A 19,072-nucleotide genomic window follows, 5' to 3' on the forward strand; every position below is an offset into this window, starting at 1 on the left:
AGATTAAATAGCGGAGAAATGTGATGAGCATCGGAAATATTGTTCAGTGTATTGGTGCGGTGGTGGATATTCAGTTCCCCCGAGATAAGATGCCCAATATCTATGACGCATTAACTTTGGTCGAAAGCGATGAGGCTTCATTTGCCGAAAAAGGATTGACCTTTGAAGTTCAGCAGCAAATTGGCGACGGCGTGGTTCGCGCGATTGCGATGGGCGCTAGTGACGGCCTACGTCGTGGCATGGAGGTGAAGGCGACCGGCGCGGGAATTTCTGTACCAGTTGGCCCCGCAACCTTGGGCCGCATCATGGATGTATTAGGTCGTCCGATCGATGACGCCGGTCCAATTGCAACCCAAGAGCGCCGCTCCATTCATCAATCCGCACCAAAGTTTGATGAGTTATCGCCATCGGTGGATTTGCTTGAAACCGGTATTAAGGTGATTGACCTCGTCTGCCCATTCGCTAAAGGTGGTAAGGTCGGACTCTTCGGTGGCGCGGGCGTTGGAAAAACCGTGAACATGATGGAGCTCATCAACAACATTGCAAAACAACACTCCGGTTTGTCGGTGTTTGCGGGAGTCGGTGAGCGCACTCGTGAAGGTAACGACTTCTATCATGAAATGAAAGAGTCAAACGTGATCGATAAGGTGGCCATGGTTTTTGGTCAGATGAACGAGCCCCCAGGCAACCGTTTGCGTGTCGCTTTAACAGGCTTGACAATGGCTGAAGCATTCCGTGACGAAGGCCGTGACATTCTGTTCTTCGTTGACAATATTTACCGCTATACCCTTGCGGGTACCGAAGTATCCGCTCTATTAGGCCGTATGCCATCTGCTGTGGGATATCAGCCTACCTTGGCTGAAGAGATGGGAAAGCTCCAAGAGCGAATCACCTCAACTAAAACAGGCTCGATTACGTCGATTCAGGCCGTTTATGTTCCAGCTGACGACTTAACCGATCCATCGCCAGCCACTACCTTCTTGCACTTGGATTCCACGGTCGTGTTATCCCGTGACATCGCGGCTTTGGGTATTTATCCGGCGGTTGATCCTTTGGACTCAACAAGCCGACAGCTTGACCCGCAGGTGGTGGGAGCTGAGCATTATGAAGTTGCGCGCGGTGTGCAAATGACCTTGCAACGTTATAAAGAATTGCGAGACATCATTGCGATTTTGGGTATGGACGAGCTCTCTCCCGAAGATAAGTTAGCTGTTGCCCGTGCTCGTAAGATTCAGCGTTTCTTGTCCCAGCCTTTCCACGTTGCCGAAGTTTTCACCGGCTCACCTGGAAAATACGTTCCACTAAAAGAGACAATTCGTGGCTTTAAGATGATTGTTAGTGGTGAACTTGACCATTTGCCAGAGCAGGCCTTTTATATGGTTGGTTCAATTGATGAGGCCATTGAGAAAGCGAAGAAACTCTAATGGCAACCATTCATGTTGATGTCGTGAGTGCAGAGCGGTCAATTTTTAGTGGCGAGGCTAAATTTGTAGCCCTGCCAGGCGAATCAGGTGAGCTTGGAATTCTGCATGGCCACACCCCTTTAATTACTCGCATTCGGCCTGGTTCGGTGCGAATTGAAAAGGCGGATGGCGATGAAGAGTTTGTCTTTGTTGCCGGCGGTTATTTAGAGGTTCAGCCAGATTGCGTTACGGTTTTGGCTGATACCGCAATCCGTGGCCATGATCTGGATGAGGCTAAGGCGCTTGAGGCAAAAAGGCGTGCTGAAGAAGCCATGCAAAATCGTGCCGGTGATTTTGATATTGCCTACGCCCAGTCTGAATTTGCAATGGCCGCAGCTCAATTGGCTGCAATTGCGCGCTTGCGTCGTAAGAAGTAAGCTCAATTGTTAGCAAACGATCGCTTCCTTCGGGCCTGTTTGGGTCAAAAAACAGACCGCACTCCTTTGTGGCTCATGCGTCAGGCAGGTCGGTATCTACCTGAATACAATGCAACGCGTGCAAAGGCCGGTAGTTTTTTGGGCCTTGCTAAAAATCCTGCGTATGCAACAGAGGTTACTTTACAGCCATTAGACCGCTATCCCTTAGATGCGGCCATTTTGTTTTCTGATATTTTGACCATCCCTGATGCGATGGGTTTGGGCCTCCAGTTTGCTGCGGGCGAAGGCCCAAGCTTTACTCACCCCTTGCGCACGGAGGAGGCTGTTAAAAATTTAAGGCCTGCAGACCTTCATCAACTGCAATATGTGTTTGATGCGGTAGCCCAAATTAGGAAATCGTTGATCCAACACGGCAAGCAGCGCGTTCCGCTAATTGGATTCTCGGGCAGTCCATGGACCTTAGCTTGTTACATGATAGATGGCTCAGGTTCGGATGATTTTCGACATGCAAAGACCATGATGTTTAATCGTCCGGATTTGCTCAAGCACATTCTCGACATTAACGTTCAATCGGTAGCTGCATATTTGACGGAACAATTACGCTCAGGCGCTCAGGCGCTCATGATTTTTGATACTTGGGGTGGGTTATTGCCTGATGGTTGGTACCAAGAAATCTCATTGGCAAGTATGCGTAAGGTGATTGACCAGCTTCCTCAGGAATTAAATGGGCAAAAGGTGCCAATCATTATTTTTACTAAGGGCGGCGGTCTGTGGCTCGATGACATGGCAGAATCTGGAGCTGATGTGATTGGGCTCGATTGGACAATGTCGGTCGCCAAGGCAAGAGCTCGCTTAGTCGAAAAAAATAAGTCCATTGCGCTTCAAGGCAATCTTGACCCGCTCGCTTTATTTGCTAACCCAGAACAAATTGAGGCTCAGGCCAAGAAAATCTTGGATGGCCTCAACAAGGCTCCCGCTTTGAAGGCGGACCTCCACCCCCTTGATGCGCACATTTTCAATTTGGGGCACGGAATCTCCCAGTTCACAAATCCAGATAGCGTGACTGTCCTAGCCAAGACCGTTATCGAGTATTCAGAATATCTACGTAAGGCTTAATTTACCCGTTTTATCCCTTTGCTTCAGTAGGTTTAGGGGTAGACTTATGCACAAATAGTGTCGGTCTATTGGATTTCATGGAGATTATCAATATACCGCAGATCATAGTTTAACTTTATCCTATAAGTTATTGATTTGTTTAAATATTTTTTAATTTTCAATGGATATAAGAAAGTTAGGGCCCGCTATCACTCTTGTTATTTATTAGCCTAAGTAGCGGTTGTCCACAAAGTTATCCACAGACTAATCAATACACTACTTTATTGAATCAATCAGCGCCAATCATCGTTAAAGTTGTTGTCGATCGGCCTCTTCCGGAGGCCTTTGATTACCTATGGGATAAAGAAACGCTTCGCGCCATACCCCAGGTCGGGATGTTGGTTGAGGTTCCCTTTGGACGAACAAATCTACCAGGTATAGTTATTGAAGTAACTACTTACTCTCATTTAAATGATTCAAAATTAAAGAAAGTGCTTCAGATTGCGCCCCTAAACCCGATCGATAATCGCTTGATGGAATTAGCGCATTTTGCTTCCCAATATTATCTTCATGGGCTTGGCGAAACAATCGTGTCAGCGATACCGAAATGGTGGCGCACTGCCAGCAACTGGAATAAGCCACTTGATTATTTAAATCTCAAAACAAAGGACGCAACCGAATCAAAAGCCAAGGAGAAAAAACTCTCTCTTGAGGAGCTCAATGATGATCAAAGACAAGCAATTCAGATCCTAAACGGCCATCAGCAGGGGACATTTAATACATTCCTTCTCAACGGGGTGACCGGTAGTGGCAAAACAGCCGTTTACCTTACGTTTATCGAAACTTTGCTCAAGCAAGATCCCGCGGCTCAAGTTTTAATCATGTTGCCGGAAATTAATCTAACTCCGCAATTACAAAGGCGGATTCAAGAATATTTCCCCCAAGAGATTCTGGCCGTTCTTCACAGTGGATTAACGGAGAAGCAGCGTGGCATTGCTTGGTACCTTGCAATGACGGGGCTTGCCCGCATCGTATTGGGTACGCGACTATCGATTATGACCCCCCTACCAAAATTGGTAGGGATTGTGGTCGATGAGGAAAATGACAGCTCCTTTAAGCAGCAAGAAGGTATGGCCTATTCAGCGCGCGACTTAGCCGTGTGGCGTGCTAAAAACGAACGCCTGCCAATTGTTTTAGTTTCAGCAACCCCCTCCTCGCAAACCTGGCAGGCAGTAAAAGAAGGTCGGTATCAGGAAATTCAATTAACCAATCGAGCCGGGGGTTTTCAAATGCCCAATGTCGAGCTGGTAGCCCCTAGTAAGTCCTCGCGTTCAATCACCATCAGTCCTTTAATGATCAGGGCGCTTGAACAGAATCTTCACAAAGGCCGACAGAGTCTAATATTGATCAACCGGCGGGGATTGGCGCCCGTTCTTAGTTGTTCATCGTGTGATTGGTTAAGTGAGTGTGACCATTGTTCCAGTTATATGGTGATGCATCGACAGTTAGGGCACTTTAAAAAGCCTATGTTGTGCTGCCATCATTGCGGCCTGATGAAAGTTGTTCCACAAGGATGCCCAGGGTGTGGTGATGTTGATTTGCAGCCGCTCGGCAGGGGAACCCAAAAAGTCGAGGATCAATTACAAACACTGTTCCCACAAGCAACGGTACTTCGCGTTGACGCCGATACTGCACGCACGAGCAAAAAGACCGAGGCGCTGTTTCAAGCGATACATGCTGGTACAGCACAAATTATTGTTGGTACACAAATGCTTGCGAAGGGGCACGATTATCAAAATATCGGCCTAGTTTGTGTTCTAGATGCCGATGCAAGGCTGTATTCCAATGACTATATGGCGCCAGAACATTTATTTGCTCAACTCGTTCAGGTGGCTGGGCGGGCTGGCCGTTTTAGTGGTGAGTCCACCCAGATATTGATTGAAACTCGATATCCCGATGATCCCGTCTATCAATATATAAAAACATTCGATCTAGCTGGATTCATGGAGCATTTAATGGCTGCTCGTCAAGAGGCAGGTCTGCCGCCATTTAGTTATCAAGCGTTAGTGCATGCGGAAGCAAAGCAGAAGAAAGAGGTATTGACATGGCTAAATCATGCAAAACAATTTTTGCAGAAAACCGCTCATTTACAAACCGGAATCACCGTCTTTGATCCAGTTCCGAAATCCATCGCTCGTCTAGGAGGATGGGAGCGTTCGCAATTATTAATTGAGTCGCGTCAACGGGCACCGCTCCAAGCCCTGCTTAATGAGCTTGAGCATTATTTGCGGCAACAGTCAGTCGGACGAATTTCAAAAGTGGGCAAAGTGCGCTGGTCAATTGAGCGCGATCCGCTATTTATTTAGCCACTAACGCCAGTCTCGTATTGATCGGGGCTTTGTAATAACGCAAGCTCGTTAACAGACAGCGCCTCATCTTTTGTCTGAATTTTGAAAAGCCAAACATCATAGGGTTGGGTGTTGATGCTTTCTGGTTTTTCTACTGCCGCTACATTAATTTCGCTAATGATCCCACTAATTGGCGCATGAATATCGCTTGCTGCTTTGAGCGATTCAATCGTAGCGCAAGTCTGACCCTGTTTCAATGAAGCCCCAAGTTCAGGAAGCTTTAGAAAAAGAATATCCCCCAAGGCCTCTTGAGCATGATTACTAATGCCAACCCAATATTGACCGTCATCACCATGCCTTACCCATTCATGGGTTTGTGCAAATAAAAGATCGTTTGGAATATTCATTAGAATATTTTAACGACACTAACCAAGAATTTGATCATATCGGCATGACCTTAAAGCTCTCAATTGTTCCTGTGACCCCATTTGAGCAAAATTGCTCAATCGTGTTTTGTGAGAAAACTAAAGAGGCGGCAGTTGTTGATCCAGGTGGAGATTTAGAAAAAATCGAAGACGCCTTATCGAAGCTGAATGTCAAACTTCGTAAAGTCCTATTAACTCATGGCCATTTGGATCATTGCGCTGGGGCGAAAGAGCTTGCTAAAAAATGGCAGGTTCCCATTGAGGGCCCCCACCCTCTTGAAAAATTTTGGCTTGATCAACTTCCAGAGCAAACCGTCCGTTTTGGTTTTGGGGAGGCCGAACCTTTTGAGCCGGATCGTTGGTTACTCGACGGGGATACGGTTTCTCTTGGAGAGCATGAATTGAAGGTATTTCATTGCCCAGGACACACGCCTGGGCACATCGTGTTCTATGACGAGCCTACTCGCCTTGCTTTTGTTGGCGATGTCTTATTTGCTGGATCGATTGGCCGCACAGATTTTCCAAAAGGTAATCACGCAGACCTAATACACGCCATCAAAACAAAGTTATGGCCTCTAGGCAATGATGTACATTTTGTGCCAGGCCATGGCCCCATGTCGACTTTTGGCCGCGAGAGACAAAACAACCCCTATGTTGGGGATAGGGCTTAGGTTTTAGCTGAACCAGTGCGGTGTGTGCGATTGTAAAGGCAGCTTGCGCAAATCCAACGCTGTTTACGATTGCTCGTAGGGATCCAGGTGCCCCCTTCTAGCCTTTTTTCCCGGCTGCATGAAGAGCAAAACTTAAGGCTAGGAGAAGTATCTTGGGTAGGGGTTGGAGTGGTTGACGTGGTCATAACGGAATCTGATAAATCTTCTCGAAACCATTATTTTACCTTGTTTCCCCATTGTTAGAGGGGGTAAGCAGAACCCGAACGGAGTTCGCGGTTTTATTGCCATCAAAATCGAGCCAGGCTTTCTCATTAAAGTCGTAGAGTTTGCAGGCTTTGGCGGTATCAAAATACCACTTCCAAGAAAACGGCTGAACAATAATTCTTTCTGGTAGAAGGGTTTCCAGGCGATTTTGGGCGGCCGGAAGGTTATACAGGGGAACGCTCATATCAACGTGATGCGCCGTATGTTCCATGATGTGATGCATCAGGGCTCCCCAATAGAAACCAAAGGTCAAGTGAACCGTGGTCGATACAAAAGGCTGTGCCCTTAACCACTCTGATTTATTGTCGTACCAACAAACTGCTGGGTGGGTATGGTGGACATAGACTACAAACCCAATCATCCCGTTCCAGAATAAATAAGGAAGGACAAAGCCGCATAACAATGCGACCAGAACAGATTGCCCCGTGTTGATGGCAAAAAAGCTCAAAAGCCCAATCCAGATCAGGGCAAATGCGCTCACCAGAAGGTTATCTTTTAGAAAAATAGAACGGTCCGCAGGGCGGTATTTTTTATTGGGGAAGAACATTTTGTTCCACCAAATTTCAATCAAATAGTAGGCGATGGGCCCCCAACCACTCCGATAGTGCCGCTCTAGAAATTGACGCCATTTGGGAAGGGCATCATATTCTGATTTTGAAAGGGGTGCCCAAACGAAATCAAAGCCTTTGAGATTAGTTTGTCCATGATGGACTACGTTGTGCCCTATATCCCAAAGGCTGTACGGGGTAAGGGAAGGCAAGAAGGCAATGCGACCAAGTACTTTGTTTAAGGTGCGATGGGCGGTAAAGCTCTGGTGACAGGCATCGTGGCCCAAGATAAAGATTCGTCCAGTCACAAAACCGGCGATCACACCAAATAGAATTTTGATCAGAATGTTCTCAAAGTAAACCGTAGCGGCAATACTAAGAACCCACAAGAACGAATCTAGGATCAAAAGAGAAATGGCCCGAACCGTGTTTCCCTCGGTCATTGGGCTCAACCATGAGCGAATAACCTTGCGGTGAGGAAGGGGAAGATCTGGGCTTAGGGGTGCCGGATTAACCAATACTTGATTGGATTGGAGGGCGCTATTTAGCTCTGACACAGTGACTTTCTTAAGATCCTTGAATCATAGTGGTTTTTTGGGATTTCGGTATTACAGAATGATGAAAGTGGCGCGCCCGGCAGGAATCGAACCTGCGACCCTTGGCTTCGGAGGCCAATACTCTATCCACTGAGCTACGGGCGCAATCAAAATAATTCAGTATGTATTGTAAGTGCCTGAAACCAGATTGCTCTCGGTATAATCCAATGCATTCTTAATTAACCACCCTTTTTTCGAGCCATTATGAGTGAAGAGCACGGTAATTTAATCAAAAATACAAAGCAATTAAGTATTGCGGTAATTGCTAGTTTTTTTGTACCCCTAATCATCATTTTCCTGTTGATTGTTTATGTCAGCAGTGGGAAAAATAAAGAAAATGTGGCCTCAGAGAAGAGTACGGAGACCTTGATCAAGCCAGTTGGTAAATTGAATTTCAAAGATGCAAGCGCTCCTCGCGAAGTTCAAACGGGTGAGGCAGTTTACAAAGCAGTGTGCGCTTCTTGCCATAATTCGGGCGCTGCTGGCGCTCCCAAGTATGGCGATCCATCTACCTGGGGTGGCAGAATCGCCAAGGGCTATGATGCGCTCTATGCATCGGTTATGAAGGGCAAGGGCGCGATGCCCGCTCGTGGCGGCGCAAGTCCTGCAGATGTGAGCGATTATGAAATTGCTCGATCGGTTGTTTATCTAGCGAATTCAGCTGGCGGAAAGTTTGCTGAGCCCAAGGCCCCCGCTCCTACGCCAGCAGCAGAGCCAGCGAAGTAATTACTCATCCCCCTTCTTCACTGCAAGGGCAAGTTCGTAGGCCTCATTTTTTTGTAGGCCATACATCGACTGCAAAACTGCTGAGAGATCTTTGCTGCTCAATTGCTTGCTAAGCAATTGAGCTAAGCGTAAAGGCGCATTGCTTTCAATGACGATTTTGCGATCCACGCCCTCAAGAACAAAGACAAATTCCCCCTTTAGGTGATTAGGGTTGTCTAGCCAGGCCGAGATTTCGTTGGGCCGTAATAAAAAAAGACTCTCAAATTTTTTACTAAGCTCCCGCCCAATGATTAATCGTCGATCATTACTCAGAAGCTCACTCAATCGAGTTAAGGTCTTGGTTAGGCGATGGGGGCTTTCGTAAAACACAGTTGGAATCGGGCTCTCAATCATTAAACGAAGTGTCTCTTCCATCTCATTTTTTGAGCTAGGCAAGAAACCAAGAAACTGAAATTGCCCATGGGCTGCTTGTAGTACACCCCCGGCAATCGAAAGAACTGCTGTCAGTGCGCTTGCTCCTGGAATGGGAATGGTTCGATAACCGTTCTTTTGAACTTCGGCGACCAAACGAGCCCCAGGATCCGAGACTCCCGGGGTGCCAGCGTCTGATAGATAGGCCCAACGCTCTCCCGCTTTAAGACGATCTATTAGTTTTTTTGATGCCTCAAGTTCGTTGTGCTCATGAATGGCCATCATTGGTTTGCTAATTCCATAATGCTTGAGAAGCAATAGGCTATGACGTTTGTCTTCACAGGCAATGCCGTCGACAAGGTTCAGCACATGTAACGCCCTTAGTGTGATATCCCCTAGATTTCCGATCGGGGTTGCTACGACATACAAACTGGCGCTTGGAAAGTCTTGCTTTTGCAATGCATCGAGTGATGGTATTTCCAGCATGAAGAACCCCTTTAGAATTAATTATCCCTGCAAATGTATTGAAATGAAACCATATGGAGCAGTATTTGGGGATGGCAAAACAGAGCATAATATTGTGATGAAAACAAAACCAATCGATGAGCTAAAAGCCAGAGCACAACAGCATTTTGTTGATAGTATTGCGACAAAGCAGTTAGGGGCCAAGGCCCTGCCTTCAGAAATTGCGCGCGCCATTCTTTTGATCACGCAATCGATTGAAGCGGGCGGAAAAATAATGGCCTGCGGAAATGGTGGATCTGCGGCAGACGCACAACATTTTGCAGCCGAACTAATGGGTCGCTTTGAACGTGAGCGCCGCGAGCTTGCTGCGCTTGCACTCACAACCGACTCATCCATATTGACAGCCATCGGAAATGATTACAGCTATGAGGAAGTATTTAGCAAGCAGGTGCGCGGCATCGGGCGCCCGGGCGATGTATTGATTGCTATATCAACATCTGGGAACTCAAAGAATGTCGTCAAAGCGATTGAAGCAGCGAAAAAGATTGGCATTCATATTGTTGCGATGACAGGTAATGGCGGGGGAAAGATTGCTGTGCTACTCAGCGGAGAAGATGTTCATTTATGTGTTCCAGCGACCCGTACTGCACGCATCCAAGAAACCCATCTACTTTTATTGCACTGCCTTTGCGATGGCGTTGATCACGTTTTGTTTAACGAGGATTGAAATGATGCGACTCATCAAAATAGTTTGTACCGCCTTAATTGCCCTGCAACTATCTGCTTGCGGCGTGTTAGTGGTTGGTGGCATGGTCGGTGGCGTAACAATACTGGCTGATCGCAGAACGCCCGCAGTTCAGGCAATTGATTTGGGAATTGAGATTGAGGCCAATAGTCAGCTCTCCAGAAAGTTCGGGGACTCTGGGCACATTGTCGTTGTTTCATTTAACCAAAAAGTTCTCCTAATCGGCGAGGCGAAAGACGAGACCATCAAAACTCAGGCAGGTAACGATGTGAAGGCGATGAAGAACGTTCGCTCTCTATTTAATGAAATTGTGATCGGGCCCAATAGCTCATTGGGTCAACGGGCAAGCGATGCTTATTTAGCCTCAAACATTAAAACCCAACTTATTTTTAGCCCTGATGTTCCCTCAAATTCTATGAACATTTCGGTTGAGAGTGGCAGGGTTTACCTAATGGGCATATTGACTCAGCAAGAAGCTGACAAAGCCAAGCAAATTGTCAGCAAGGTAAGCGGCGTGAAGCAGGTGTTTGCCTTCTTTGACATTATTTCGGAGGCTGAGAAGCAGCGCCTTGAGCAAGAAGGCAAGGCAAGAACCTCGCAACCAGATACGAATCCTGCCCCAAACTAAATTCGGATGCTTTTTGATCCCAATTAATTAGTATTTACCCTAATATCTAGAGCTAGCGCTTTATATGAGTTTAAAGAATTGGCCTAGGGGGCTTTCTAAGCCATTGATTTTATTGTAGCCCAAATTGATGGGGCTAATTTGGGGGTCCGGCGGCATAAAAATATTTGTAAGAAGGTGTTGACATCCTTCTAAGGGTATGTCATAGTTATGGACTTCGCTGAATTCCCATGAATTGTCTCTGGGGACAGCCTTCTTTAAAAATTAGTCAACCGATAATTGTGGGTACTGAGTAGAGGCATCCAGTCCTTCGGGACAGATGTAAATAAACAGTACTCATAGACAGTAAAAATGATTTGGTTTTTTACCAAGTCAATTTCTTAAATGAGTGCGACGAACCGCAAGGTTCACAGGAATTGAACTGAAGAGTTTGATCCTGGCTCAGATTGAACGCTGGCGGCATGCCTTACACATGCAAGTCGAACGGCAGCACGGGTGCTTGCACCTGGTGGCGAGTGGCGAACGGGTGAGTAATACATCGGAACGTACCTTATCGTGGGGGATAACGCAGCGAAAGTTGCGCTAATACCGCATACGCCCTGAGGGGGAAAGCGGGGGACCGTAAGGCCTCGCGCGATTAGAGCGGCCGATGTCTGATTAGCTTGTTGGTGAGGTAAAAGCTCACCAAGGCGATGATCAGTAGCTGGTCTGAGAGGACGATCAGCCACACTGGGACTGAGACACGGCCCAGACTCCTACGGGAGGCAGCAGTGGGGAATTTTGGACAATGGGGGCAACCCTGATCCAGCAATGCCGCGTGAGTGAAGAAGGCCTTCGGGTTGTAAAGCTCTTTTGTCAGGGAAGAAACAGCAGCTCTAACACAGTTTGCGAATGACGGTACCTGAAGAATAAGCACCGGCTAACTACGTGCCAGCAGCCGCGGTAATACGTAGGGTGCGAGCGTTAATCGGAATTACTGGGCGTAAAGCGTGCGCAGGCGGTTATACAAGACAGGCGTGAAATCCCCGGGCTTAACCTGGGAATGGCGTCTGTGACTGTATAGCTAGAGTGTGTCAGAGGGGGGTGGAATTCCACGTGTAGCAGTGAAATGCGTAGATATGTGGAGGAACACCAATGGCGAAGGCAGCCCCCTGGGATAACACTGACGCTCATGCACGAAAGCGTGGGGAGCAAACAGGATTAGATACCCTGGTAGTCCACGCCCTAAACGATGCTGACTAGTTGTTGGGAATTTACATTCTCAGTAACGTAGCTAACGCGTGAAGTCAGCCGCCTGGGGAGTACGGTCGCAAGATTAAAACTCAAAGGAATTGACGGGGACCCGCACAAGCGGTGGATGATGTGGATTAATTCGATGCAACGCGAAAAACCTTACCTACCCTTGACATGTCACTAACGAAGTAGAGATACATTAGGTGCCCGTAAGGGAAAGTGAACACAGGTGCTGCATGGCTGTCGTCAGCTCGTGTCGTGAGATGTTGGGTTAAGTCCCGCAACGAGCGCAACCCTTGTCTTTAGTTGCTACGCAAGAGCACTCTAAAGAGACTGCCGGTGACAAACCGGAGGAAGGTGGGGATGACGTCAAGTCCTCATGGCCCTTATGGGTAGGGCTTCACACGTCATACAATGGTGCGTACAGAGGGTTGCCAACCCGCGAGGGGGAGCTAATCTCTTAAAACGCATCGTAGTCCGGATCGTAGTCTGCAACTCGACTACGTGAAGCTGGAATCGCTAGTAATCGCGGATCAGCATGTCGCGGTGAATACGTTCCCGGGTCTTGTACACACCGCCCGTCACACCATGGGAGTGGGTTTTGCCAGAAGCAGTTAGCCTAACCGCAAGGAGGGCGATTGCCACGGCAGGGTTCATGACTGGGGTGAAGTCGTAACAAGGTAGCCGTATCGGAAGGTGCGGCTGGATCACCTCCTTTCTAGAGAATGATGCTAAAACTTTAGTACCCACACTTATCGGTTGACGAAAAACGCCACGGGTCTGTAGCTCAGCTGGTTAGAGCACCGTCTTGATAAGGCGGGGGTCGTAGGTTCAAGTCCTACCAGACCCACCATCAAGCGGCGGTACAGACTGCGGTCGATGGGGGATTAGCTCAGCTGGGAGAGCACCTGCTTTGCAAGCAGGGGGTCGTCGGTTCGATCCCGTCATCCTCCACCATCATTAAATGTCAAAACAAAGCATTGATGCAGTGTTTTGTTTTGCCATTTATGGCTGTTCTTTAACAATTTGAGTAAGCAATGCGTTTGATGCATCTTTGAGAGTGCATCAAACAACAAGTAGTATGGGTAGTGATTGAATCATCAGTAATACAAATGAGTTTTATCAAGTTTGGATTACGGCAAACATGTCAGAAGTAAAACCTGTAACAGGTATCAGTAATGGTGCTCGTTATAGGATCAAGTGAATAAGTGCATGTGATGGATGCCTTGGCGATTACAGGCGACGAAGGACGTTGTAGCCTGCGATAAGCTTCGGGGAGCTGGCAAACAAGCTTTGATCCGAAGATTTCCGAATGGGGAAACCCGCCGCTTTTGCGGCACCCACATCTGAATACATAGGGTGTGTGGAGCGAACCTCGTGAACTGAAACATCTAAGTAGCGAGAGGAAAAGACATCAACCGAGATTCCCAAAGTAGTGGCGAGCGAAATGGGAGCAGCCTTCTAGTGATAACACAACATTTAGCAGAACGGAATGGAAAGTCCGGCAATAAAGGGTGATAGCCCCGTATGCGAAAGGTGATGTGTGGTACTAGGCTAGAGACAAGTAGGGCGGGACACGTGAAATCCTGTCTGAATATGGGGGGACCATCCTCCAAGGCTAAATACTCGTAATCGACCGATAGTGAACAAGTACCGTGAGGGAAAGGCGAAAAGAACCCCGGGAGGGGAGTGAAATAGATCCTGAAATCGCATGCATACAAACAGTAGGAGCCCCGCAAGGGGTGACTGCGTACCTTTTGTATAATGGGTCAGCGACTTACATTCAGTAGCAAGCTTAACCGCATAGGGAAGGCGTAGCGAAAGCGAGTCCGAATAGGGCGTTAGTTGCTGGGTGTAGACCCGAAACCAGTTGATCTATCCATGGCCAGGTTGAAGGTGCGGTAACACGTACTGGAGGACCGAACCCACTAACGTTGAAAAGTTAGGGGATGAGCTGTGGATAGGGGTGAAAGGCTAAACAAAACTGGAAATAGCTGGTTCTCTCCGAAAACTATTTAGGTAGTGCCTCGTGTATCACCAAAGGGGGTAGAGCACTGTAATGGTTGTGGGGTCCATTGCGGATTACCGCGCCATAGCAAACTCCGAATACCTTTGAGTGTCAGCACGGGAGACAGACATCGGGTGCTAACGTCCGGTGTCAAGAGGGAAACAACCCAGATCGCCAGCTAAGGTCCCTAAAATTGGCTAAGTGGGAAACGAAGTGGGAAGGCTAAAACAGTCAGGAGGTTGGCTTAGAAGCAGCCACCCTTTAAAGAAAGCGTAATAGCTCACTGATCGAGTCGTCCCGCGCGGAAGATGTAACGGGGCTAAGCCAGTTACCGAAGCTGCGAATCACGTAAGTGATGGTAGGAGAGCGTTCTGTAAGCCTGTGAAGGTGTGTTGTAAAGCATGCTGGAGGTATCAGAAGTGCGAATGCTGACATGAGTAGCGATAAAGGGGGTGAAAAGCCCCCTCGCCGTAAGCCCAAGGTTTCCTACGCAACGTTCATCGGCGTAGGGTGAGTCGGCCCCTAAGGCGAGGCAGAGATGCGTAGCTGATGGGAACAAGGTTAATATTCCTTGACCGTCGTTAGATGCGATGGGGGGACGGATCGCGGAGAGTTGTCCGGGTGTTGGATGTCCCGGTTCCTGCATTGGAGATGGCTATTAGGTAAATCCGGTAGCGTAAATCAAGGGTGTGGGACGAGTGAGCTTGCTCACGAAGCAATTGGAAGTGGTTCCAAGAAAAGCCTCTAAGCTTCAGTCTAACGAGACCGTACCGCAAACCGACACAGGTGGGCGAGATGAGTATTCTAAGGCGCTTGAGAGAACTCAGGAGAAGGAACTCGGCAAATTGGTACCGTAACTTCGGGATAAGGTACGCCCAAGTAGCTTGACTGTGAACAACAGAAGGGCAAAAGGGTTGCAATAAAATGGTGGCTGCGACTGTTTAATAAAAACACAGCACTCTGCAAACACGAAAGTGGACGTATAGGGTGTGACGCCTGCCCGGTGCTGGAAGATTAAATGATGGGGTGCAAGCTCTTGATTGAAGTCCCAGTAAACGGCGGCCGTAACTATAACGGTCCTAAGGTAGCGAAATTCCTTGTCGGGTAAGTTCCGACCTGCACGAATGGCGTAACGATGGCCACACTGTCTCCTCCTGAGACTCAGCGAAGTTGAAATGTTTGTGATGATGCAATCTACCCGCGGCTAGACGGAAAGACCCCATGAACCTTTACTGTAGCTTTGCATTGGACTTTGAATCGGTCTGTGTAGGATAGGTGGGAGGCTTTGAAACCAGGATGCTAGTTCTGGTGGAGCCAACCTTGAAATACCACCCTGATTTATTTGAGGTTCTAACCTTGGCCCGTTATCCGGGTCGGGAACAGTGCATGGTAGGCAGTTTGACTGGGGCGGTCTCCTCCCAAAGTGTAACGGAGGAGTACGAAGGTACGCTTGGCACGGTCGGACATCGTGCCTAAAGTGCAATGGCAAAAGCGTGCTTAACTGCGAGACCGACAAGTCGAGCAGGTGCGAAAGCAGGTCATAGTGATCCGGTGGTTCTGTATGGAAGGGCCATCGCTCAACGGATAAAAGGTACTCTGGGGATAACAGGCTGATACCGCCCAAGAGTTCATATCGACGGCGGTGTTTGGCACCTCGATGTCGGCTCATCTCATCCTGGGGCTGTAGCCGGTCCCAAGGGTATGGCTGTTCGCCATTTAAAGAGGTACGTGAGCTGGGTTTAAAACGTCGTGAGACAGTTTGGTCCCTATCTGCCGTGGGCGTTGGAGATTTGACGGGGGCTGCTCCTAGTACGAGAGGACCGGAGTGGACGTACCGCTGGTGTACCTGTTGTTTCGCCAGAAGCATCGCAGGGTAGCTATGTACGGAAGAGATAACCGCTGAAAGCATCTAAGCGGGAAACTTGCCTGAAGATAAGATCTCCCGGAGGTTTAACCTCCATAAAGGGTCGTTGAAGACCACAACGTTGATAGGTCAGGTGTGGAAGCGCAGTAATGCGTTAAGCTAACTGATACTAATTGCCCGTTAGGCTTGATCCTATAACCAGCACCATTGTGCTGAAGTTTGCGTGATTCAAGTCACTATCGATATTAAGTAATACATTGCTTGCTCAAATTGGGTTGTTTCTTTTGAAACAGCCTATCCTCTACGCCCGGTGACCATAGCGAGTTGGAACCACCCCTTCCCATCCCGAACAGGACCGTGAAACGACTCAACGCCGATGATAGTGCGGATTACCCGTGTGAAAGTAGGTAATTGCCGGGCACCAATGTGTGACGCCCAGACCCCTACGGTCTGGGCGTTTTCACTTGTGGAAGAAGGACTTGCAGATTGACAGCAGTGACCGAACAAGAGAAAATATACGGTTCTCGGAGAGATGCCCGAGCGGCTAAAGGGGGCAGACTGTAAATCTGTTGGCTTACGCCTACGTTGGTTCGAATCCAACTCTCTCCACCAGATGAATTGGTAGTAAAAGAAGTAAGAGCGGAATAAGTGAAGTATGAGTGGATGTAATTAAGCAGTATTTACTGCGGGTGTAGCTCAATGGTAGAGCTGAAGCCTTCCAAGCTTATGACGAGGGTTCGATTCCCTTCACCCGCTCCAGCTTTTGTAGTTCATGTGCAGTATTGACGCAGTGTGATGTAAGAGCGCTGCCCATGTGGCTCAGTGGTAGAGCACTCCCTTGGTAAGGGAGAGGTCGGCAGTTCGATCCTGCCCATGGGCACCAGTTTTTGTGGTTAATTTTTTAGTGTGACTCAATTTGATTTAAGTAGATTACAAGGCACCCAAAATGGCAAAAGAAAAATTTGAACGGACTAAACCCCATGTGAACGTTGGCACCATTGGTCACGTCGACCACGGTAAGACCACGCTAACCGCGGCAATCACCACCGTGCTCTCCAAGCTCTTTGGTGGCGAAGCAAAAGCCTACGATCAGATCGATGCGGCCCCTGAAGAGAAGGCCCGTGGTATTACGATTAATACCGCCCACGTCGAGTACGAGACCAAGAACCGTCACTACGCGCACGTCGATTGCCCAGGTCACGCCGACTATGTGAAGAACATGATTACTGGTGCTGCCCAGATGGACGGCGCTATTTTGGTGGTCTCGGCAGCCGATGGCCCCATGCCCCAAACCCGTGAGCACATCCTCTTGGCCCGCCAAGTAGGCGTGCCTTACATCATCGTGTTTATGAACAAATGCGATATGGTCGACGACGCTGAACTCTTAGAGCTCGTGGAGATGGAAGTGCGTGAGCTGCTCTCCAAGTATGAGTTCCCAGGCGACGATACCCCCATTGTCAAGGGCTCTGCCAAGCTCGCCTTAGAAGGCGACAAGGGTGAGTTGGGCGAAGGCGCCATCATGAAGCTTGCTGAAGCTTTAGATAGCTATATCCCCAATCCTGAGCGTGCGATTGATGGCGCATTCTTGATGCCAGTCGAAGACGTGTTCTCGATCTCTGGTCGTGGCACGGTGGTGACCGGTCGTGTTGAGCGCGGCATTATTAAAGTCGGTGAAGAGATTGAGATCGTCGGTATTAAGCCCACCCTCAAAACCACCTGCACTGGCGTAGAGATGTTCCGTAAACTGCTCGATCAAGGTCAAGCAGGTGATAACGTCGGTATCCTCTTGCGCGGCACCAAGCGCGAGGAAGTCGAGCGTGGCCAAGTATTAGCTAAGCCCGGCTCGATTACCCCCCACACCCACTTTACTGCTGAGGTTTATGTGTTGTCCAAAGATGAGGGCGGTCGTCACACCCCCTTCTTTAACAACTACCGCCCTCAGTTTTACTTCCGTACCACCGATGTCACCGGCTCAATTGAGTTGCCTAAGGACAAAGAGATGGTGATGCCTGGCGATAACGTCACCATCACCGTAAAGCTTATTGCCCCCATCGCGATGGAAGAGGGCTTGCGCTTTGCAATCCGTGAAGGCGGTCGTACCGTCGGTGCGGGTGTGGTTGCGAAGATTTTGGCTTAAGAAGGAATTAGGGGCGTAGCTCAATTGGCAGAGCGTTGGTCTCCAAAACCAAAGGTTGGGGGTTCGATGCCCTCCGCCCCTGCCAGCATTATTTTGTAAGTGGATTTGTAAATGTCACAACAAACGATAGATAGCTCGGAGCAGAAATCAGGTTGGGTCAGCCTTGTAGCGGTTGCTATTGTGATCGCTGCGCTGGTTCTTTATTACACCCTGATTGACCAAGGCTATTGGGTTCGTCTTGCTGCGTTATTGGGCGGAATTGCTCTCGCGGTTATTTTGATGGCATTTTCAGCCGATGGTAAGCGTTTTATAGCTTATAGCAAAGACTCTTGGCTAGAGGTAAAAAAAGTAGTTTGGCCGACCCGCCAAGAATCAACTCGCATGACTCTCGTTGTATTCGGCTTTGTTCTAATCATGGCGCTTTTTTTATGGCTAATTGATAAATTGGTCGAATGGCTCGTGTTCTCAATCTTTTTAGGCTGGAAGTGAGGCAATATGGTTGATACTGATATGGTTTCCAACCCTCAGGCAACTGGCAATATGCGCTGGTATGTAATCCACGCCTATTCTGGTATGGAAAAGAGTGTAAAGAAGGGGCTCGAAGAGCGCATTGCGCGCTCCGGAATGGCTGAAAAGTTTGGCCGTATATTGGTTCCATCCGAGGAAGTGGTAGAAGTTAAATCAGGTCAAAAGGCTGTTTCTGAGCGTCGTTTTTTCCCCGGTTATGTATTAATTGAGATGGAAATGACCGATGAAACCTGGCATTTGGTCAAAAATACGCCCAAGGTTACCGGTTTCGTGGGCGGTGTTCGCAATCGCCCATCCCCAATTTCGACTGCAGAAGTCAGCAAAATCATGGATCAAATGCAGGCCGGCGTAGATAAGCCTAAGCCTAAGACCCTATTTGAGGTGGGTGAGATGGTTCGTGTCAAAGAAGGCCCATTTACCGATTTCAATGGAAATGTGGAAGAAGTGAACTATGAGAAGTCAAAACTCCGCGTTTCTGTTACAATTTTCGGTCGCGGTACTCCCGTTGAGCTTGAATTCGGCCAAGTGGAGAAGATGTAATTT

At 48.4% G+C, this 19,072-nt stretch carries 14 protein-coding genes, 7 tRNA genes and 3 rRNA genes; 20 read left to right on the plus strand and 4 right to left on the minus strand.

Translation table 11 applies throughout. The features are described 5' to 3' along the window. Positions 1 to 23: 23 nt before the first annotated feature. The 4 genes from atpD to priA all read left to right on the plus strand — a co-directional run bounded on the left by atpD (position 24) and on the right by priA (position 5,301). Positions 24 to 1,424, plus strand: coding sequence for a F0F1 ATP synthase subunit beta (gene atpD, locus QUE64_RS00090; RefSeq protein WP_286223756.1), 1,401 nt, complete (start codon positions 24 to 26; stop codon positions 1,422 to 1,424). Beyond that, positions 1,424 to 1,840, plus strand: a complete 417-nt coding sequence (locus QUE64_RS00095) for a F0F1 ATP synthase subunit epsilon (RefSeq protein ID WP_286225425.1) — start codon at positions 1,424 to 1,426, stop codon at positions 1,838 to 1,840. The genes atpD and QUE64_RS00095 overlap by 1 nt, the downstream gene beginning before the upstream one ends. A 6-nt stretch (positions 1,841 to 1,846) precedes the next feature. After that, entirely contained in the window at positions 1,847 to 2,956 is a 1,110-nt protein-coding gene (gene hemE, locus QUE64_RS00100) for a uroporphyrinogen decarboxylase (RefSeq protein WP_286225426.1), read from the plus strand. Between the two features lie 263 nt (positions 2,957 to 3,219). Then, positions 3,220 to 5,301: a replication restart helicase PriA gene (gene priA / locus QUE64_RS00105; protein ID WP_286225427.1), complete on the plus strand. Its 2,082-nt coding sequence runs from the start codon at positions 3,220 to 3,222 to the stop codon at positions 5,299 to 5,301. Here the strand turns inward: priA and gcvH are convergent. Next, complete coding sequence (gcvH, locus tag QUE64_RS00110) at positions 5,298 to 5,690, minus strand: glycine cleavage system protein GcvH (RefSeq protein WP_286225428.1); 393 nt, start codon at positions 5,688 to 5,690, stop codon at positions 5,298 to 5,300. The two genes, priA and gcvH, sit on opposite strands and share 4 nt — an antisense overlap. 44 nt (positions 5,691 to 5,734) lie before the next feature. Here gcvH and QUE64_RS00115 point away from each other — a divergent pair, with 44 nt between their 5' ends. After that, positions 5,735 to 6,379 carry an MBL fold metallo-hydrolase gene (locus tag QUE64_RS00115; RefSeq protein WP_286223760.1) on the plus strand — a complete coding sequence of 215 codons (645 nt, stop codon included), beginning with the start codon at positions 5,735 to 5,737 and terminating at the stop codon, positions 6,377 to 6,379. 220 nt (positions 6,380 to 6,599) lie between these two features. On the opposite strand, the gene QUE64_RS00120 is transcribed toward QUE64_RS00115, so the two are convergent. Together QUE64_RS00120 and QUE64_RS00125 are read right to left on the minus strand one after the other, a co-directional pair. Then, the gene (locus QUE64_RS00120; RefSeq protein WP_286226216.1) at positions 6,600 to 7,634 is read right to left on the minus strand and encodes a fatty acid desaturase; all 1,035 of its coding nucleotides are present in this window, start codon (positions 7,632 to 7,634) and stop codon (positions 6,600 to 6,602) included. Positions 7,635 to 7,816: 182 nt separating this feature from the next. After that, positions 7,817 to 7,892: transfer RNA gene (locus tag QUE64_RS00125), tRNA-Arg, on the minus strand. Positions 7,893 to 7,991: 99 nt separating this feature from the next. On the opposite strand from QUE64_RS00125, the gene QUE64_RS00130 reads away from it, so the two are divergent. Then, complete coding sequence (locus QUE64_RS00130; RefSeq protein ID WP_286225429.1) at positions 7,992 to 8,513, plus strand: c-type cytochrome; 522 nt, start codon at positions 7,992 to 7,994, stop codon at positions 8,511 to 8,513. On the opposite strand, the gene rsmI is transcribed toward QUE64_RS00130, so the two are convergent. Continuing rightward, a complete protein-coding gene (rsmI, locus tag QUE64_RS00135; protein ID WP_286225430.1) occupies positions 8,514 to 9,410 on the minus strand; it encodes a 16S rRNA (cytidine(1402)-2'-O)-methyltransferase in 897 nt (298 codons plus the stop codon). It lies immediately after the preceding gene. Between the two features lie 97 nt (positions 9,411 to 9,507). Here rsmI and QUE64_RS00140 point away from each other — a divergent pair, with 97 nt between their 5' ends. From QUE64_RS00140 to nusG, 14 genes are all read left to right on the plus strand, one after another. Continuing rightward, a complete protein-coding gene (locus QUE64_RS00140) occupies positions 9,508 to 10,116 on the plus strand; it encodes a phosphoheptose isomerase (RefSeq protein WP_286226217.1) in 609 nt (202 codons plus the stop codon). Position 10,117: 1 nt separating this feature from the next. Continuing rightward, entirely contained in the window at positions 10,118 to 10,762 is a 645-nt protein-coding gene (locus QUE64_RS00145; protein ID WP_286225431.1) for a BON domain-containing protein, read from the plus strand. Positions 10,763 to 11,177: 415 nt separating this feature from the next. Further along, a 16S ribosomal RNA gene (locus tag QUE64_RS00150) occupies positions 11,178 to 12,710 on the plus strand. Positions 12,711 to 12,768: 58 nt separating this feature from the next. Next, a tRNA-Ile gene (locus tag QUE64_RS00155) sits at positions 12,769 to 12,845 on the plus strand. A gap of 28 nt (positions 12,846 to 12,873) precedes the next feature. After that, positions 12,874 to 12,949: transfer RNA gene (locus QUE64_RS00160), tRNA-Ala, on the plus strand. Between the two features lie 237 nt (positions 12,950 to 13,186). Then, positions 13,187 to 16,058, plus strand: a 23S ribosomal RNA gene (locus QUE64_RS00165). 112 nt (positions 16,059 to 16,170) lie between these two features. Beyond that, positions 16,171 to 16,284 (plus strand): 5S ribosomal RNA (gene rrf / locus QUE64_RS00170). The 16S, 23S and 5S rRNA genes sit together here with 5 tRNA genes alongside, the layout of an rRNA operon. A 106-nt stretch (positions 16,285 to 16,390) precedes the next feature. Continuing rightward, positions 16,391 to 16,476: transfer RNA gene (locus QUE64_RS00175), tRNA-Tyr, on the plus strand. 73 nt (positions 16,477 to 16,549) lie between these two features. Continuing rightward, a tRNA-Gly gene (locus QUE64_RS00180) sits at positions 16,550 to 16,623 on the plus strand. A 49-nt stretch (positions 16,624 to 16,672) separates the two neighbouring features. Further along, a tRNA-Thr gene (locus QUE64_RS00185) sits at positions 16,673 to 16,747 on the plus strand. Between the two features lie 63 nt (positions 16,748 to 16,810). Further along, positions 16,811 to 18,001 carry an elongation factor Tu gene (gene tuf / locus QUE64_RS00190; protein WP_286223765.1) on the plus strand — a complete coding sequence of 397 codons (1,191 nt, stop codon included), beginning with the start codon at positions 16,811 to 16,813 and terminating at the stop codon, positions 17,999 to 18,001. A gap of 9 nt (positions 18,002 to 18,010) precedes the next feature. Further along, positions 18,011 to 18,086, plus strand: a tRNA-Trp gene (locus QUE64_RS00195). A 26-nt stretch (positions 18,087 to 18,112) separates the two neighbouring features. Then, positions 18,113 to 18,490: a preprotein translocase subunit SecE gene (gene secE, locus QUE64_RS00200; protein ID WP_286223766.1), complete on the plus strand. Its 378-nt coding sequence runs from the start codon at positions 18,113 to 18,115 to the stop codon at positions 18,488 to 18,490. A gap of 21 nt (positions 18,491 to 18,511) precedes the next feature. Next, positions 18,512 to 19,069, plus strand: coding sequence for a transcription termination/antitermination protein NusG (nusG, locus tag QUE64_RS00205; protein WP_407675552.1), 558 nt, complete (start codon positions 18,512 to 18,514; stop codon positions 19,067 to 19,069). The last annotated feature ends 3 nt before the right edge of the window (positions 19,070 to 19,072 follow it).

Origin of the sequence: Polynucleobacter sp. HIN7, assembly GCF_030297595.1 — a bacterium.
Classification (GTDB): Bacteria; Pseudomonadota; Gammaproteobacteria; order Burkholderiales; family Burkholderiaceae; genus Polynucleobacter.

Excerpts from the sequence above, each read along its gene's own strand:
- atpD (WP_286223756.1), top strand. The coding sequence starts at position 24 with ATGAGCATCGGAAATATTGTTCAGTGTATTGGTGCGGTGGTGGATATT.
- QUE64_RS00095 (WP_286225425.1), top strand. The coding sequence starts at position 1,424 with ATGGCAACCATTCATGTTGATGTCGTGAGTGCAGAGCGGTCAATTTTT.
- gcvH (WP_286225428.1), bottom strand. The coding sequence starts at position 5,690 with ATGAATATTCCAAACGATCTTTTATTTGCACAAACCCATGAATGGGTA.
- QUE64_RS00115 (WP_286223760.1), top strand. The coding sequence starts at position 5,735 with ATGACCTTAAAGCTCTCAATTGTTCCTGTGACCCCATTTGAGCAAAAT.
- QUE64_RS00120 (WP_286226216.1), bottom strand. The coding sequence starts at position 7,634 with ATGACCGAGGGAAACACGGTTCGGGCCATTTCTCTTTTGATCCTAGAT.
- QUE64_RS00130 (WP_286225429.1), top strand. The coding sequence starts at position 7,992 with ATGAGTGAAGAGCACGGTAATTTAATCAAAAATACAAAGCAATTAAGT.
- rsmI (WP_286225430.1), bottom strand. The coding sequence starts at position 9,410 with ATGCTGGAAATACCATCACTCGATGCATTGCAAAAGCAAGACTTTCCA.
- QUE64_RS00140 (WP_286226217.1), top strand. The coding sequence starts at position 9,508 with ATGAAAACAAAACCAATCGATGAGCTAAAAGCCAGAGCACAACAGCAT.
- QUE64_RS00145 (WP_286225431.1), top strand. The coding sequence starts at position 10,118 with ATGATGCGACTCATCAAAATAGTTTGTACCGCCTTAATTGCCCTGCAA.
- tuf (WP_286223765.1), top strand. The coding sequence starts at position 16,811 with ATGGCAAAAGAAAAATTTGAACGGACTAAACCCCATGTGAACGTTGGC.
- secE (WP_286223766.1), top strand. The coding sequence starts at position 18,113 with ATGTCACAACAAACGATAGATAGCTCGGAGCAGAAATCAGGTTGGGTC.
- nusG (WP_407675552.1), top strand. The coding sequence starts at position 18,512 with ATGGTTTCCAACCCTCAGGCAACTGGCAATATGCGCTGGTATGTAATC.